The organism is Stenotrophomonas sp. NA06056, assembly GCF_013364355.1.
Classification (GTDB): domain Bacteria; phylum Pseudomonadota; class Gammaproteobacteria; order Xanthomonadales; family Xanthomonadaceae; genus Stenotrophomonas.
In genome coordinates, this window is record NZ_CP054931.1 from 4,025,935 (window position 1) to 4,041,221 (window position 15,287).

A 15,287-nucleotide genomic window follows, 5' to 3' on the forward strand; every position below is an offset into this window, starting at 1 on the left:
GCCCGCTGGCCGGCACCGTCTGGGCAACCCCTGGAGGCAGGCAGTTGCCGGCCAGCGGCCGGCACTACCGCTCAGATCGCCAGTTCGGCTTCCACGTCCTGCACCTTGCGCCGGGCCATGGCGAGGTTGGACTTGGTCCGGTCCAGCACGATGTAGAAGAACAGGCCCTTCTTCTTCGCCACCGGGCGCATGATGTGGTACGCCTTTCCGAGCGAGATCAGGATGTCCTCGATGCTGTCGTTGAGGTTGAGCGAGGCAGCGGTTTTCATCTTCGCGCGGATCACTTCGGTATTGCCGGCCGCGGCCACCTCCATGTCCATGCCCGAACCGGCTTCGCCCAGCAGCATGCCGCTCTCGTAGTCGACCAGCGCCACGGCCTGCGCGCCATCGATGCCCATCAGTGCAGTCAACGAATCATTCAATCCAGCCACGTTGCACCCCTCTCAATGTTGGTTCGAGCCCCTCGTTCCCCTGCGGCCGGGCTCACGATCCGCTGAGTTCGGCCAGGATCGCCTGGCCACATTCCCTGCTCTGCCACAGCACCTGGCCGATCACGCTGCGCTGATCGCAGGCGGCCATCAACAGCAGCGGCGCCCGACCTTCGGCCTGGATGGCGAGCATCAGTACCTTGCCGCCGGCGGCCTCCAGCATCAGCGTCTGCAGATCGCCCAGCGCCAGCTCGCGCCCCACTGCGGCGGCCAGGGCCAGCATCGCGCTGGTCATCGCCGCCAAGCGTTCACCGCGCCCCTCCGCACCCGCGCTGACCAGGGCAAAGCCATCAACGCTGGCCAGCACCACGGTCTTCACCCCTTCCACCCGTTGCTGCAGATCCTGCAGCAACGGGTGCAGGCGCTCACGCTGCTGCGCGTCCGGCAACGACGCGCCTTGTCCATCAGGCATGTGCGGCCACCAGTGCATGCGCTTCCATTTCGCTCATCAGTACGTCCATCAGCAGCAATCCCTGTTCGCGATCACGGGCATCCACAGCCAGCAACGGCAGCGGCTGGTCATCGAGCCTGGCGCGATCGGCCCAGTCATCCAGTGCCGCTGCCGGCACCTGGTCGAGGTGCGTCACCGCCACCACCAGGGCCAGCGCCGGACCGAACGGGCGCAGCACCTGCAGGTAGGCGTCCAGCTCGGCGGCCACCCCGGCCCGGCGCGCGTCCAGCAGCAGCACCGCACCGCGCGCGCCCTGCAGCAGGATCGGCCACAGGAAATCAAAGCGCTGCTGGCCGGGCGTGCCATACAGACGCAGCCTTTCACCGTTGGGCAAGTCGATATCGGCATAGTCCAGCGCCACCGTGGTCGAGGCCTTGTCCGCACCCGCGCGGTCGCTGTTGGCTACATCGGTGTCGACCACCGCTCCTGCGGCGATGCTGCGGACCAAGGTCGATTTGCCGCTGCCCATGCCGCCGAGCACCACCACCTTGTGCTCACGCATCGCGATCGCTCCCGCGCAGCGTCCGCCACAGGCGCGCGAGCAGGCCGTTGTCGGCCTGTCCGGCACGTGCGCCCGACAGTGGTGCGGTAGGCGCAACCTGCAGCTGTGCATAACCGCACAGGTAGGCGGCGTGGATGAAATCGCGCACGGCGGCGGCGGGAAGATCCAGCAGCATCGCGCATTCGTCCACCGTGCAGGCACGCTTGAGCAGCAGCGAACACAGACGGAAGCCATCGTGATCGTGGCCGAGCACGCGGAAATCCGGCCAGCGCAGCAGCTTCACCGACGCCCCGCGCAGGCGCTCATCCAACGCCTGCCAGTGGCGGCTGCGCTGCGCCCATTGCCACAGCAACGGACGCAATGGCAGGCGCGCGCGGTCAGCCGCCAGGGCCTGAAACTGTTCCGGCTGCAATGCGTCCAGATACAGATGCTCGAAGCCCTGTGCCAGCCGTTCCACCAGTACCGTGGCTGGCTCGTGCAGCAGCACCGCCTGGTCCTGTTCCAGGTCAAGCAGCAACAGCGGCTCTGCGCCCTCGCCCAACAGCGCTTGGCCCTGCCGCAAGGGCAAGCGCTCGCGCAGCAGGCGGGTAATCGCATGCGCGCCGTCCGCCAGGCGGATCGCTGTCGCTGCGGTGCCGGCCTGCATCCCGCGCAGTGCCCGTCCGATCGCACCATCATCCAATACGTCCTGGCCGCCATCGCCTTCGCGCAGCTGGCCACCGAGATCCTCGATCCAGCAATGCAACCGCGGGCGCTGCTGGCGCATGCGCAGTGCCGCGTTGCGCAGTGCCGGTGTATCGCGGATCACCAGCAGGTCGCAGTCGTCCAGGTCCTGGCTGCGACGGATCTGCCCGTCGGGCAACGCCGAGGCCAACCGCAGGCGCTGCAGCAGGGCCTGTTCGCCCTGGATGTCGGTTCCCACTACAAGCACGCGTGCCATCCGTGTTCCCCGTGCGACCACCTCCCCGGCGGTCTCGCATCGCCAAGGCTAGGCCATGGCTTGCCGCCATCGCCGTGATCGACTGCTCATATTGGTGGCAGTGGCAAACACGCATTCGTCCGTTCTGCGACGGCCATCGCGGGCAAGTTTCATGCCGTATTGACGGCATTCCGACAGGCGACGGATTTCACGGTTTTCCGTCGCACCTGGTCCGCGCGTCGATGGAGGCAAGGGTGGATCCATGCCACCTGGATGGAAGCCCGGGTGGATCCATGCCACCTGGATGGACGCCCTGGTAGATCCACGCCATGCGTGGATGGACGCCGACGGCAAGCGGGCAAAAAGAAACCCGCGCCGAAGCGCGGGTTTCAAGATCCCAACCGGGCAGCGATGGATCAGCCGCGCAGCTGCTCCAGCGCGGCATTGAAGGTGGCGCTCGGACGCATCGCGGCAGCGGCCTTGGCCACGTCCGGACGATAGTAGCCACCGATGTCCACGGCCTTGCCCTGCACCGCGATCAACTCGTCAACGATCTTCTGTTCGTTGTCGCTCAGCGCCTTGGCCAGCGGTGCGAAGCGCGCCTGCAGTGCGGCATCTTCGTTCTGCGCAGCCAGGGCCTGCGCCCAGTACAGGGCGATGTAGAAGTGGCTGCCACGGTTGTCGATGCCACCGAGCTTGCGCGACGGCGACTTGTCGTTGTCCAGGAACTGGCCGTTGGCTTCGTCCAGCGCCTTGGCCAGCACGCGGGCGGCGGCGTTGTCGTAACGGTTGCCCAGGTGCTCCAGCGACGCGGCCAGGGCCAGGAATTCACCCAGCGAATCCCAGCGCAGGTAGTCCTCTTCAACGAACTGCTGCACGTGCTTGGGGGCCGAGCCACCGGCACCGGTCTCGAACAGGCCACCACCGGCCATCAGCGGCACGATCGACAGCATCTTGGCGCTGGTGCCCAGTTCCATGATCGGGAACAGGTCGGTCAGGTAGTCGCGCAGCACGTTGCCGGTCACCGAGATGGTGTCCTCACCCTTGCGGATGCGGTCCAGCGAGAAGGCGGTCGCTTCCACCGGCGGCAGGATGCGGATGTCCAGGCCGTTGGTGTCGTGATCCTTCAGGTACTGCTCGACCTTGGCGATGACCTGCGCGTCGTGGGCGCGGGCGGCATCCAGCCAGAACACGGCCGGGGTGCTGCTCAGGCGGGCGCGTTCGACGGCCAGCTTCACCCAGTCCTGGATCGGTGCGTCCTTGGTCTGGCACATGCGCCAGATGTCACCGGCTTCCACGGCGTGCTCGAACACCACGGTGCCCGCGTCGTCGGTGACCTTGACCACGCCATCGGCTGCGATCTGGAAGGTCTTGTCGTGCGAGCCATATTCTTCGGCCTTCTGCGCCATCAGGCCGACGTTCGGCACCGAGCCCATGGTGGCCGGGTTGAAGGCACCGTTGGCCTTGCAGTCGTCGATGACGGCCTGGTACACGCCGGCGTAGCAGCGGTCGGGGATGACGGCCTTGGTGTCCTGCAGCTTGCCTTCGGCATTCCACATCTTGCCGGAGTCGCGGATCATCGCCGGCATCGAGGCGTCGACGATCACGTCGCTCGGCACGTGCAGGTTGGTGATGCCCTTGTCCGAGTTGACCATGGCCACGCCCGGACGCTGCGCGTACTCGGCAGCCAGGTCGGCTTCGATCGCGGCGCGGGTGGCTTCGGGCAGCGACGGCAGGCGCGCGGCCAGGTCACCGATGCCATTGTTGGCATCGAAACCGGCCTGCTTGAGCACGTCGGCGTGCTTGGCCAGCACGTCCTTGTAGAACTCGTTGACCGCCACGCCGAACATGATCGGGTCGGAGACCTTCATCATGGTCGCCTTCAGGTGCAGCGAGAACAGCACGCCCTGGGCCTTGGCATCGGCGATCTGCTCGCCGATGAAGGCGGCCAGTGCCTTGCGGCTCATCACCGCGGCATCGACGATCTCGCCGGCCTTGACTGCAGTCTTTTCCTTCAGCACGACGGCGCTGCCGTCCTTGCCGTGGAAGGTGATCTTCAGCGCACCGGCGTTGGCCACGGTGGCCGACTTCTCGCTGCCGTAGAAATCACCAGCAGCCATGTGCGCGACGTGCGACTTCGAATCCGCAGCCCAGGCGCCCATGCGGTGCGGGTGCTTGCGCGCGTAGTTCTTCACCGACAGCGGTGCACGGCGGTCGGAGTTGCCTTCGCGCAGCACCGGGTTCACCGCGCTGCCCTTGACCTTGTCGTAGCGCGCCTTGTAGTCGCGCTGCTGGTCGTCGGCCGGGGTTTCCGGGTAATCCGGCAGCGGATAACCCTGGTCCTGCAGTTCCTTGATGGCCGCCTTCAGCTGCGGCACCGAGGCGGAGATGTTCGGCAGCTTGATGATGTTGGCGTCGGGGGTGGTCGCCAGCTGGCCCAGCTCGGCCAGGTCATCGTTGACCTTCTGCGCATCACTCAGCAGTTCCGGGAACAGCGACAGGATGCGGCCAGACAGCGAGATGTCACGGGTTTCCACCGCGATGCCGGCGGTGGAGGTATAGGCGTCGACGATCGGCAGCAGCGACTGGGTGGCCAGGAACGGTGCTTCGTCGGTCAGCGTGTAGAGGATCTTGGACATGGGGGACTTGGACTCTGTAGCAGTGCTCAGGGGAAGGCCGGCGCCAGCGCCGGGCCACGTGCAACCGTGTCGCTTTCCCCCGCCGCGGTCAGGGTGGGCGCGCGCCGGGGAAACCCCCGCATTGTCGCGTTTTCAGTCGCGCGGGGCAAAGCCGCGCCATACGCGGCGGTACTGGACCGCTGTGTTTCGTCATTGGCTCGCTTCCGGCCTGGAAACTGAGACTTGATGGCTAGTTCGACTTCTCGCGCGTTGAGGCACGCATGACCCACTCCGACAATCGCTGCCCCCACTCGGCACGCCTCGGACAGATCAATGTTTGTGAGCGCTTGCTTTGTTGGAAGCTGCAGATGCGGAATCCCCCAACGACGGTGGCGAGGCTGGCGAGTTCATCTGCTGTCGCTGCAGCACCTCGGATGTGCAGCGAACCGGCACCAGACACGCTGGGTCGAACGTAAACGTCGTACCGGGTGGAACGTCCTTCCGCCTTTGCGTATCCCGACACGGCGTATCCGCTCTCTGTGAAACGCAGCTCCGGCGTGCTTCCGGGAGCGGGCCTTTCAGGTGCATCGCCCTCGTAGATCAACGCGACTTCCCGATCCTCGCGTCTGACGCGGTGCACGCCGAAGTCAACAGGTGCCTCATAGGTCACGGACATGCCTGTCGGCACCCGAAGACAGGCCCCATATAGGAAGTGGTCGCAACTGTAGCTCCACAGACTAAATTCCTGGGCCCACGAAGTGAGCGGGCACAGGAAAGCGAAGAAAACCAGAATCCGTGCAAGCATCTCAACGCTCCCGTTTCTGAACCGCCGAATCCCCCTCCACGATTCCACCGATGGCATGGCTGTCAATCACACCAGGAACCCTATTCATGATTCCGTCGCCGCCCGCAGGATTTGGCTGCCCCGTCGTCTTGTCATAAAGATCATCCACACCGCCAAGATGTGACATTTCATGAGGAACAACACCCTTGTCAAATCTATCCAGAACATTGATCTCGGCCTTCTTTCCGCCTAACTCCGCGAAACTCCGTCCGCTGCGGTGGGAGGTTTCCCCGTTGACAAGTTTTATCTCATTACGGGCGGCCCGCGGGGTCCGTTTATCAATGTCAGTGACCTCGACCGTCACGCGCGTCTCCTTTCCGCCAATATCATAGGTTCCTGACATTGATGCCACCTGCTCTTTGAAGGTCGCTATGTTCTTGGGTGTCGCACCATCCCCTGAAAACTTTGTTGGGAAGCTGATTTTTACCGAACCGTCCTTCATCCGCGTAACCACAGGAACTCTGCCGTCCGGATCGACAAAGTTGTAAGGACTGCTATTGGCGTATCGGTACCTGTTGAAGAGGGAAGACTTCCCACCATAGGCAGCGACGGGATCTACACTGAGAAAAGCACCGATTTCGGGAGAGTAGTATCGTTGCTGCATATAATTGAGACCTGTCGTGGAATCAAACACATGGCCTGAGTAACCGGGACCATCTGCCGCGGCGATTCCAACGACAGAGCCATAAGGTTCGTATGCAAATCTCTCGATCACGTTCCCGTGTGAGTCCGTAATAGCCACCGGACTCCCAAGTGCATCCGTATGAACATAGGTGACTACTTCACCGTCCGCCGACGCCATTGCCAGCGTGAGAACAATCCAGTCGAGCCTCCCATCCCTCCCACATTTTCGTATCCCGTTCAGCGTACCCGAGATCCCCCTCGATCAAGCATCGCCCAGAAAAAAAGACGCAGCCTCGCGGCTGCGTCCATCGTGAGTCCAACCGGGAGAGAGTCGGCGGGACTTACTTGACCTCGAACTCCTGCGGCGTTCCGGCCGCCTTACCATCAACCATGACTTCGGCGCGGTACTTGCCGGCCGGCCAGCCATTGGCATTCTTGAAGGTGATGTTGGTGGTCTCGGCACCGCTGGTGTTCAGGGTTGCGTTCTGCTCACCGGCCACCTGGCCATCCTGGAAGGTCAGCTTGGCGCCGACGGTGACATTGTTGGCTGCGCCATCGGTCTTCACCGAGACGACCACATCATCCTTCGGCGCGAACAGGGCGGCCGTGGCCACCGACTTGTCAGCAGCGGCAGACTTGCCAACGGTGACGGCCGACACAGCGACGGCCGATGCAGCCATCGGCGGCGGCGCGCCGGTCATCGGAGCGGGCGCTTCGGCCGGCGCGGTTGCCGCCGGAGCGGCGTTGGTGTCTGCGGTTTCTTCCTTCTTCTTGCAGCCCACCAGGGCGACGCTGCCCAGCAGCGCGGCCAGCAGAGCATTCTGAAGCGGGGTCGTCTTGATCATTCGGGGTTCCTCCCAGGGATTGTCGGACGGCGATTGGATCGCCGGTATTACTTCGGCGGCAGTTTCAGGGTCTGGCCCGGGAAGATCTTGTCCGGGTCGTCGAGCACATCGCGGTTGGCTTCGAAGATCTTCTTCCAGGCGTTGGCATCGCCCAGATGCTGCTTGGCGATCTTCGAAAGCGAATCACCCTTCTGCACGGTGTAGGTGCCACCGCTGACCACTTCGGCGGTACTGTCCACCGAGGCGCTGACGCCGGAAAAGTCCGCCTTGGGGACCTGCTGGGCGGTACTGTCGACGCTGCCACTGACGCCGGAGAAATCGGCTTTCTTCTCGGTACTCATCCACACACTCCCGTCTGTATGACTACATGGCTGGCACGGTGTCATAGAGGTTGTTAAATGGGGATGGTGCCGATGTGAAGCCGGCCCCCGGGGCGCATGAACAATCGAGGCGGAACACCGCCGCTGGGCTCGCCGGGCATGGTCCGGCGCTACCCGTCACAGGGTGGCCCCACGGTAGCGCCGGGCCATGCCCGGCGACGCTTATTGTCGCAGTTCGCGGTAGGTCGCGGCCGGGGCGGCGATACCGGGGCTGGCGCGCCACGGGTTGATGTCCAGGCCACCGCGACGGGTGTAGCGCGCCTCCACTTCCAGCCACTGCGGCTGGCAGCGTGCGGAGACCTCGCTGAAGATGCGCTCCACGCACTGTTCGTGGAACTCGGCGTGCTCGCGGTAGCTGACCAGATAACGCAGCAGGCCGGCACGATCAATTTTCGGGCCGTGATAGCGCAGGCTGACCGTGGCCCAGTCGGGCTGGCCGGTGACCGGGCAGTTGGACTTCAGCAAGGCAGAGACCAGGGTCTCTTCCACCACGTTGCCCGCATCGGCGGCAAGATAATCCGCCTGCGGCGGGCCGTAGCAGTCGATGTCCACATCAAGGCCATCGATCGACTCGCCCAGCGGCGACTCGTGCAGCGGCGGCAGCCCGAACGCCACCTGGACCGGGGCACCGGCGCAGGCAGACAGATCGGCGACGAGGCGCTCGCGCAGGGCGTCGGCGCTGTCCAGGCGGGTGCTGTTGAGCGAGTTGAGGTACAGCTTGAACGACTTCGACTCGATGAGCCGCGGCGAGGTGCACGGCACCTGCACGGTGGCGACAGCGACCTGCGGTTTGCCACGGGGGTCGAGCCAGCTCAGCTCGAAGGCGTGCCAGCGGTCGTGGCCAACGAACGGCAGCGCGGCCTCGTCGAGGCCGATCTCGGCGCGGGCGCCGACGCGAGGGATGGGAAACAGCAGGCCGGGATCGTACTGCGACGGGTAACTGACCTCGCGACCGAGGCTGGAATCCTGTGGGGTGTTCATGGGCGTCATTGTATCGCGCGGAGGGCGGGCCTTCGGCCGGGTCGGCCAACGGCGGAGCCCCTCCGTGGTGGTTGTGTTGGCTGGTCGCGAAAGGCGGTCTATCGGCGTGGCCGGGAGAGCAGGCGGGTCGGGGGACGCCGTAAACCCGTCCCTGGGGGCTTGGCCGCGGCATCCATGCCGCGGACACCCCCGCCCCGCCTGCTCTCCCGGCCCCTGACAATTCTCTGCACGCGGCTACCACCACGGGAAAGATCAGAAAATCAAGATCAAAAGCCGATCCTTCAGACGTTCATGACGTCTGCCGTGCCGACCAACGGTCGGCACCCACCAAAGCAGGATGTCGTTCCGACAGCCGCAGGAAACTGTCGAAGGCGGGGTGGGTCCGGTGGCAGGGGCGTGAGCCGCATGGATGCGGCGACCGAGCTTACATGGACGTACTTGCAGCGTCCCCTGCCACCGGACCCACCCCGCCATCCCACGGGATGCCCGCTTTTGCCGTTGACGTTGACGTTGCTCCGGCTTCTGCGGGTGCAGGGCTGCAAGCCCTGCCGGTAACCCTCACCCCGCCGGGGTGCCGGCACCATGCAGGTAATCCAGGCTCACCTGCAGCAGCGCACGGAATCCAACATCCAGCGCCTTCTCATCCAGCAGGAACTTCGGCGAATGATTGGCCGGCGCCGTCGCCGGATCGATGCCCACGCTGGTCGAGCCGACGAAGAAGAACATGCCCGGCACCTCCTTCGCGTACAGCGAGAAATCCTCCGCGCCCATCTGCAGCGGCGGCTCGTACACGTTGTCCTTGCCCACCACCGCCTGCAGGCTCGGCAGCATCTTCGCGGTCAGCGCCGGGTCGTTTACCGTGGCCGGGTTGCCCTCCGATTCGTAGATGTCGGTCACTGCCTTGGCGCCGTGCGCGGCCGCGGTGTGCTCGGCCACATTGCGCAGGTCGGCGAAGATCTGCTGGCGCATGCCCTCGTCGAAGGTGCGGATGGTGCCGACCATCTCCACTTCATCGGGAATGATGTTGTAGCGGATGCCACCGTTGATCGCGCCGAAGGTCAGCACTGCTGGCTGCTTGGAGAGGTTGGCGCGGCGGCTGACGATGGTCTGTGCGGTGCCGATCAGATCGGCAGTGGCCACAATCGGGTCGACGCCGTTCCACGGTGCAGAGCCATGTGTCTGCCGGCCGATCACCTTGATGCCGAAACGATCGGACGCGGCCATCAACGGGCCACCGCGCACCGCGATCTGCCCTGCCTGCACGCTGGAAAACACATGCAGCCCGAACACCGCCTCGGGCTTGAAGTCGGCAAACAGGCCTTCCTTCAGCATCAGCGCAGCACCGCCCTCCTCCGGCGGCGGCGCGCCTTCCTCGGACGGCTGGAAGATCAGCATCACCTGGCCGGGCAGGTCCTTCTTCATCGCCACCAGCGCTTCGGCCACGCCCAGCAGGGTCGCGGTGTGCGCATCATGGCCACAGGCGTGCATCACGCCTACGGTCTGCCCGCGGTACTGCGCGGTGGCCTTGGAGGCGAACGGCAGGCCGGTCTGCTCGGTCACCGGCAGGGCATCCATGTCCGCGCGCAGGGCGATCTTCGGGCCTGGCTTGCCGCCTTCGATGATCGCCACCACGCCATGATGGGCAATGCCGGTCTTCGGCTTCAGTCCCATCGCACGCAGGCGCTTGGCGACCTCGGCGGAGGTCCGCTCCTCGCGGTTGGACAGTTCCGGGTGCTGATGGAAATCGCGTCGCCATTCAACCACCTTGGCCTGCAGGCGCTGCGCGGCGGCGGTCACTTCCGGGCGCTGGGCGTCCTCGGCATGGGCAAGGGCCGGCAGGGCCAGCAGCAGGGCGGACAGCAGCAACGAACGGCGCATCTCGATCTCCACGGAAGGGGTCTGCACCTGAATGTAGGGCAACCTCGTCGCCACGGGAACCTCCACCGTCCCCCACCGGTCTGAGCGCCCGTCCCATCCGTCATGCAGGAAACCCGGTGGGCCACAGGTATGCTTTGCGCATTGCCACCCGGGGTGCCACCCCGTCCAGCCCTCTTGGAGTCTTGAATGTCACGTGTTTGGAAGATCGTGCTGCTGGTCGTGGCGGTACTGGTGCTGGCCGTGGTTGGCCTGCGCGTACTCGGTGGCGGCAAGGACAAAGCCACTGGGCAGGAAGCCGGTGCCCGCCAGGGCGGTGAGGATCCCGATGCCGGCCCGGTGCCGGTGACCGTGATCGATGCCGCACGCCAGGACGTGCCGGTGTATGCCAGCGCGCTGGGCACGGTAACCGCGATGAACACCGTGACCGTCAGCCCGCAGGTGGGCGGCCAGCTGATGAGCCTCAATTTCCGCGAAGGCCAGGAAGTGAAGAAGGGCGACGTGCTGGCGGTGATCGACCCGCGCACCGCCCAGGCCAGCTATGACCAGGCCGTCGCCTCCAAGCGCCAGAACGAGGCCCTGCTGGCCACCGCGCGCTCGAACTACCAGCGCTCGAACGCGCCGGAGTACCGCCAGTTCGTGGCCAAGACCGATCTGGATACACAACGAAACCAGGTGGCACAGTACGAAAGCGCAGTCGCCGCCAATGAAGCGAGCATGCGCTCGGCGCAGGTGCAGCTGCAGTACACCAAGGTCACCGCCCCGATCACCGGCATCGCCGGCATCCGCGCGGTCGACGCCGGCAATGTGGTCAACGCCGGCACCGCACTGGTCACCCTGACCCAGATCCATCCGATCCACGTGCTGTTCAACCTGCCCGAGCGCCAGCTCGGCGACGTGCGCCAGGCGCAGGCCGCCGGCAGCGTACCGGTTGCAGCGCTGGACCGCGCCGATTCGCACGTGCTCAGCGGCGACGGCAAGCTGGACGTGGTCGACAACCTGATCAGTGCCGACAGCGGCACCTTCAAGGCGCGGGCGGTGTTCGACAACACCGACAACGGCCTGTGGCCGGGCCAGTTCGTCAATGTGCGCATGCAGTTGCGCACCATCGGCGGCGGCGTGGTGATCCCCACCCAGGCGGTGCTGCGTGGCCCCGATGGCGAGTACGTCTACGTTGTGCAGGGCGACAACACGGTGAAGATGCAGACCGTGCGCAGCGGCGTGGAAGTGGGCGACAGCCAGGTGCAGATCGCCGAAGGCCTGAAGGGCGGCGAGCGCGTGGTCAGCGAAGGCCAGTTCCGCCTGAAGCCGGGCAGCAAGGTGACCGCGCTGAAACCGGGCGAAACGCCGGCCGCGCCGACCGAGGCCGAACTGAAGGCCGCCGAACAGAAAAGTGGCGGCAGCGGCCGTCGTGGTGGTGGTCCGCGCTGAGCGCAGGCCACCCTTTCCCTTCGCGCCGGCATCGATGCCGGCGCTGCCATTGAAGCGCCAGCAAGGATCAGTCCGTGGGCTTTTCGACGATCTTCATCCGCCGTCCCATCGCGACCTCGCTGTTGATGGCAGGTCTGTTGCTGCTGGGCATTCTTGGTTACCGCAAGCTGCCGGTGTCGGCGCTGCCGGAAATCGATGCGCCCAGCCTGGTGGTGACGACCCAGTACCCGGGTGCCAACGCCACCACCATGGCCTCGCTGGTGACCACGCCGCTGGAGCGCCAGTTCGGGCAGATCTCCGGCCTGGAACTGATGACCTCCGATTCCTCGGCGGGGTTGTCGACGATCATCCTGCAGTTCTCGATGGACCGCGACATCGACATCGCCGCACAGGACGTGCAGGCCGCAATCCGCCAGGCCACCCTGCCCTCGTCGCTGCCGTACCAGCCGGTCTACAACCGGGTGAACCCGGCCGACGCGGCCATCGTCACCCTGAAACTGACCTCGGACACGCGCCCGCTGCGTGACGTCAACAACTACGCCGACTCGATCCTCGCCCAGCGCCTGTCGCAGGTGCAGGGCGTGGGCCTGGTGTCGATCGCCGGCAACGTGCGCCCGGCCGTGCGCATCCAGGTCAATCCGGCGCAGCTGTCCAACATGGGCCTGACCCTGGAAGAGCTGCGCAGCGCGCTCACCCAGGCCAACGTCAATGCGCCGAAGGGCTCACTGAACGGCAAGACCCAGTCCTACAGCATCGGCACCAACGATCAGCTGGCCAGCGCCGCCGAATACCGCGACACCATCATCAGCTACAAGAACGGCCGCCCGGTGCGGCTGTCCGACGTAGCCGAAGTGGTCGACGGCGTGGAGAACGACCAGCTCGCCGCGTGGGCCGATGGCAAGCCGGCCGTGCTGCTGGAAGTACGGCGACAGCCGGGCGCCAACATCGTGCAGACGGTCGAGCGCATCCGCGCGCTGCTACCGCAGCTGCAGGGCGTGCTGCCGGCCGACGTGCATCTGGAAGTGTTCTCCGACCGTACAGAGACCATCCGTGCGTCGGTGCATGAAGTGCAGTTCACCCTGATCCTGACCATCGGCCTGGTGGTGGCGGTGATCTTCGTGTTCCTGCGCCGGTTCTGGGCCACCATCATTCCCTCGGTGGCGGTGCCGTTGTCGTTGGCCGGCACCTTCGCGGTGATGGCCTTTGCCGGTATGTCGCTGGATAACCTCTCGCTGATGGCGCTGGTGGTGGCCACCGGCTTCGTGGTCGACGATGCGATCGTGATGATCGAGAACATCGTGCGTTACATCGAACAAGGCAAGAGCGGCAAGGAAGCGGCCGAGATCGGTGCGCGCCAGATCGGCTTCACCGTGCTGTCGCTGACGGTTTCGCTGGTGGCGGTGTTCCTGCCGCTGCTGTTGATGCCCGGCGTCACCGGCCGCCTGTTCCACGAGTTCGCCTGGGTGTTGAGCATCGCGGTGGTGCTGTCGATGCTGATCTCGCTGACGCTCACCCCGATGATGTGTGCCTACCTGCTCAAGCCCGATGCGCTGCCGGAGGGCGAGGACGCGCACGAGCGTGCCGCCGCGGCAGGCAAGCAGAACCTGTGGACGCGCACCGTCGGCCTGTACGAGCGCAGCCTGGACTGGGTGCTGGAACACCAGCCCCTCACCTTGGCCGTGGCCGCTGCCGCGCTGGTGCTGACCGTGCTGCTGTACGTGTTGATTCCCAAGGGCCTGTTGCCCGAACAGGACACCGGTTTGATCACCGCCGTGGTCCAGGCCGACCAGAACATCGCGTTCCCGCAGATGGAGCAGCGCACCAAGCAGGTGGCCGAAGCGCTGCGCAAGGACCCGGACGTGACCGGCGTGTCGGCCTTCATCGGCGCCGGCAGCATGAACCCCACGCTCAACCAGGGCCAGCTGTCGATCGTGCTGAAAGAGCGCGGCGAGCGTGATGGACTGGATGAGATCCTGCCGCGCCTGCAGAAGTCCGTCGCCGGCATTCCCGGCGTGGCCCTGTACCTGAAACCGGTACAGGACGTGACCCTGGATACCCGCGTGGCCGCCACCGAGTACCAGTACTCGCTGTCGGACGTGGACAGCGCGGAGGTTGCACTGCAGGCCAACCGCCTGACCCAGGCACTGCGCCAGCGCCCGGAACTGGCCGACGTCGACAACAATCTGTCCAACCAGGGCCGCGCGCTTGAACTGAACATCGACCGCGACAAGGCCAGCGTGCTGGGCGTGCCGATGCAGACCATCGACGATACGCTCTACGATGCGTTCGGCCAGCGCCAGATCTCGACCATCTTCACCGAGCTCAACCAGTACCGGGTAGTGCTGGAAGTGGCGCCGCAGTTCCGCACCAGCACGGCGCTGATGGAACAGCTGGCGGTCGCCTCCAACGGCGCTGGCGCGCTGACCGGCACCAACGCCACCAGCTTCGGCCAGGTCACCTCGTCCAACTCGTCCACCGCCACCGGGATCGGTGCGCAGAACACCGGCATCACCGTCGGTGCGGGCAGCATCATCCCGTTGTCGGCGCTGGCCGAGGCCAAGGTGTCCAGCGCACCGCTGCTGGTCAGCCACCAGCAGCAGCTGCCGGCGGTGACGGTGTCCTTCAACGTTGCGCCGGGCTATTCGCTGTCCGATGCGGTCAAGGCCATCGAAGAGACCAAGGCCAGCCTGGACATGCCGGCGCACGTGCATGCGCAGTTCATCGGCAAGGCCGCCGAGTTCACCGGCAGCCAGACCGACGTGGTGTGGCTGCTGCTGGCCTCGCTGGTGGTGATCTACATCGTGCTGGGCGTGCTGTACGAGAGCTACATCCACCCGATCACGATCATCTCGACCCTGCCGCCGGCCGGCGTCGGTGCGCTGCTGGCACTGATGGTCTGTGGCCTGAGCCTGTCGGTGGATGGCATCGTCGGCATCGTGCTGCTGATCGGCATCGTCAAGAAGAACGGCATCATGATGGTCGACTTCGCCATCGAGGCGCGGCGCACCGGCGCCAACGCGCGCGAGGCCATCCGCCGCGCCTGCCTGCTGCGCTTCCGCCCGATCATGATGACCACCGCAGCGGCGATGCTCGGCGCGTTGCCGCTGGCGCTGGGCACCGGCATCGGCTCGGAACTGCGTCGCCCGCTGGGCATCGCCATCGTCGGCGGCCTGCTGCTCTCGCAGCTGGTGACCCTGTACACCACGCCGGTGATCTACCTGTACATGGAACGCTTCTCGGAATGGCTTGCACGTCGCCGCGAACAGCGCGCGCTGCGCGATGGCACGCTGCAGGAGCCGCAGGCATGACCCTGGCCCCGAGCCGTCGGG

Annotated in this window: 12 protein-coding genes; 2 read left to right on the forward strand and 10 right to left on the reverse strand. The window is 65.6% G+C overall.

Going from position 1 to position 15,287, the window contains the following annotated elements; all coding sequences use genetic code 11:
• Window positions 1–71 precede the first annotated feature (71 nt).
• From HUT07_RS18230 to HUT07_RS18275, 10 genes are all read right to left on the reverse strand, one after another.
• Window positions 72–431: a hypothetical protein gene (locus HUT07_RS18230; protein ID WP_176022099.1), complete on the reverse strand. Its 360-nt coding sequence runs from the start codon at window positions 429–431 to the stop codon at window positions 72–74.
• Between the two features lie 52 nt (window positions 432–483).
• Window positions 484–900, reverse strand: a complete 417-nt coding sequence (locus HUT07_RS18235; protein WP_176022100.1) for a roadblock/LC7 domain-containing protein — start codon at window positions 898–900, stop codon at window positions 484–486.
• On the reverse strand, window positions 893–1,441 hold the full coding sequence (locus HUT07_RS18240) for an ATP/GTP-binding protein (protein WP_176022101.1): 549 nt from the start codon (window positions 1,439–1,441) through the stop codon (window positions 893–895). Before HUT07_RS18240 ends, HUT07_RS18235 begins: the two co-directional genes overlap by 8 nt.
• The gene (locus tag HUT07_RS18245) at window positions 1,434–2,381 is read right to left on the reverse strand and encodes a hypothetical protein (RefSeq protein ID WP_176022102.1); all 948 of its coding nucleotides are present in this window, start codon (window positions 2,379–2,381) and stop codon (window positions 1,434–1,436) included. The genes HUT07_RS18240 and HUT07_RS18245 overlap by 8 nt, the downstream gene beginning before the upstream one ends.
• Window positions 2,382–2,776: 395 nt before the next feature.
• On the reverse strand, window positions 2,777–4,999 hold the full coding sequence (locus HUT07_RS18250; RefSeq protein ID WP_176022103.1) for an NADP-dependent isocitrate dehydrogenase: 2,223 nt from the start codon (window positions 4,997–4,999) through the stop codon (window positions 2,777–2,779).
• Between the two features lie 785 nt (window positions 5,000–5,784).
• Window positions 5,785–6,537 (reverse strand): RHS repeat-associated core domain-containing protein, encoded by a 753-nt coding sequence (locus HUT07_RS18255; protein ID WP_254898892.1) that lies wholly within the window; start codon window positions 6,535–6,537, stop codon window positions 5,785–5,787.
• Window positions 6,538–6,787: 250 nt separating this feature from the next.
• Window positions 6,788–7,291 carry a hypothetical protein gene (locus HUT07_RS18260; protein WP_176022105.1) on the reverse strand — a complete coding sequence of 168 codons (504 nt, stop codon included), beginning with the start codon at window positions 7,289–7,291 and terminating at the stop codon, window positions 6,788–6,790.
• A 47-nt stretch (window positions 7,292–7,338) separates the two neighbouring features.
• Complete coding sequence (locus HUT07_RS18265; RefSeq protein WP_025878595.1) at window positions 7,339–7,632, reverse strand: LysM peptidoglycan-binding domain-containing protein; 294 nt, start codon at window positions 7,630–7,632, stop codon at window positions 7,339–7,341.
• Window positions 7,633–7,833: 201 nt separating this feature from the next.
• Window positions 7,834–8,652: an NADPH-dependent 7-cyano-7-deazaguanine reductase QueF gene (queF, locus tag HUT07_RS18270; RefSeq protein WP_176022106.1), complete on the reverse strand. Its 819-nt coding sequence runs from the start codon at window positions 8,650–8,652 to the stop codon at window positions 7,834–7,836.
• A 558-nt stretch (window positions 8,653–9,210) separates the two neighbouring features.
• On the reverse strand, window positions 9,211–10,530 hold the full coding sequence (locus HUT07_RS18275; protein ID WP_176022107.1) for a M20 family metallopeptidase: 1,320 nt from the start codon (window positions 10,528–10,530) through the stop codon (window positions 9,211–9,213).
• Window positions 10,531–10,716: 186 nt separating this feature from the next.
• Between HUT07_RS18275 and HUT07_RS18280 the strand changes: the two genes are divergently transcribed.
• A complete protein-coding gene (locus HUT07_RS18280; RefSeq protein WP_176022108.1) occupies window positions 10,717–11,958 on the forward strand; it encodes an efflux RND transporter periplasmic adaptor subunit in 1,242 nt (413 codons plus the stop codon).
• Between the two features lie 74 nt (window positions 11,959–12,032).
• Window positions 12,033–15,266 (forward strand): efflux RND transporter permease subunit, encoded by a 3,234-nt coding sequence (locus HUT07_RS18285; protein WP_176022109.1) that lies wholly within the window; start codon window positions 12,033–12,035, stop codon window positions 15,264–15,266.
• The last annotated feature ends 21 nt before the right edge of the window (window positions 15,267–15,287 follow it).